Origin of the sequence: Bacillus sp. JJ1521, from assembly GCF_036965165.1 — a bacterium.
Lineage (GTDB): Bacteria > Bacillota > Bacilli > Bacillales > Bacillaceae_L > Ferdinandcohnia.
Window position 1 is genome coordinate 1 of the sequence record NZ_JBALOX010000200.1, and the last position, 1,841, is coordinate 1,841.

The 1,841-nt window shown below is 34.7% G+C and carries 2 protein-coding genes; both read left to right on the forward strand.

All coding sequences use genetic code 11. From position 1 onward, the window contains the following. The coding region (locus V7147_RS21745; RefSeq protein WP_335369898.1) for a polysaccharide deacetylase family protein at positions 1 to 466 on the forward strand (466 nt) is incomplete at its 5' end. A 32-nt stretch (positions 467 to 498) separates the two neighbouring features. Beyond that, positions 499 to 1,740: a M16 family metallopeptidase gene (locus V7147_RS21750; RefSeq protein ID WP_335369899.1), complete on the forward strand. Its 1,242-nt coding sequence runs from the start codon at positions 499 to 501 to the stop codon at positions 1,738 to 1,740. Positions 1,741 to 1,841: the final 101 nt, after the last annotated feature.

The window sequence follows — 1,841 nt, forward strand, 5'->3', positions numbered from 1 at the left end:
AACTTTTTTCCTGGAAGGTAGATGGGTCAAGGAAAATCCAGATTTAGCAAAAATGATTGCGGATGCAGGGCATGAGGTTGGCAATCATTCCTATACACATCCTGATATGAAAAAATTATCATCTGAGCTTGTTAGAGAGCAATTAATTAAGACGAATCAGGTAATTGAAGCAGCAACAGGTAAAAAACCTACTCTTTTTGCTCCTCCAAGTGGAAGTTATCGTGACGAAGTTGTTAAGATAGCAGATGAACTTGGAATGAAAACAATCATGTGGAGTGTTGATACAATTGATTGGCAGCGTCCACAACCACATGTATTGGTACAGAGAGTTATGGGAAAAGTTCATCCTGGTGCTCTTGTTTTAATGCATCCGACATCACCANNATCAATTAAACAAAAAGATCTTATCATCGATAATGTCTCTACATTATTAAACGAAGAACGTATAATACTAAAGAAAAAGTAATGTGGTGTTCATAGAACAGGAGGAATACAGTCTTGGTCAAAAAATATACTTGTCAAAATGGTGTAAGAATTGTATTAGAAAACATCCCAACTGTTCGATCAGTTGCAATTGGTGTCTGGATTGGGACAGGATCACGGAATGAAACCCCGGAAAATAACGGCATTTCACATTTTTTAGAGCACATGTTTTTCAAAGGAACAAAAACAAGATCTGCAAGAGAAATTGCAGAGTCTTTTGATAGTATAGGTGGACAAGTAAATGCGTTCACATCTAAGGAATATACTTGTTACTATGCAAAGGTATTAGATGAACATGCAAAATTTGCATTAGATGTACTTGCTGATATGTTTTTCAATTCAACGTTTGATGAAGACGAATTGAAAAAAGAGAAAAATGTCGTCTTCGAAGAAATCAAAATGTATGAAGATACACCTGATGATATCGTCCATGACTTATTAAGTAAAGCTAGTTATGAGAATCATCCATTAGGTTATCCGATACTTGGTACTGAAGCAACATTAGAAACCTTTAATGGAAACAAGCTACGTCAATATATGAATGACATGTATACACCGGATAAAGTGGTCATATCAATTGCAGGAAATATTGAAGAAAACTTTATTTCAGAAGTTGAAGCTTATTTTGGTAACTATTCAGGTAATCAAATAAAGCAAGAATTACAAAAGCCAACATTCCATACAAATAAAATCACACGCAAAAAAGAAACCGAACAAGCGCATCTTTGCTTAGGCTTTAATGGACTACAAATCGGAGATAAAGATGTGTATGACTTAATTGTTTTAAATAATATACTTGGTGGCAGCATGAGCAGTCGATTATTCCAAGATGTACGTGAGCAAAGAGGTTTGGCTTATTCTGTTTTCTCTTATCATTCCTCCTATAAGGATACAGGGATGGTTACAATTTACGGAGGAACAGGAAGTAGTCAATTAAATCTGTTATTTGAAACGATTCAGGAGACCTTAGCAAAGCTGAAGGCAGAAGGTATAACTGAAAAAGAATTAAAAAATAGTAAGGAACAAATGAAGGGCAGCCTTATGCTTAGCCTGGAAAGTACAAATAGCCGGATGAGCCGTAACGGAAAAAATGAATTATTATTAAAAGACCATAAGAGTCTTGATCAAATATTAGATGAAATAAATGCAGTTAATGAAAATAGTGTGAATGCTATGGGAAAACGAGTTTTCACTGATGATTTTTCATTAGCTTTAATTAGTCCGACCGATGATTTACCAATAAAGCTTTCAAACTGAAATTACTTCTAAAAAAGTGGACTACTCCATAATATGTACAAAGGACATTGAAGGGGTGGTCTTTATTGAGGTTAAGTGAATTAAGTGGAAAAGAAATTGTC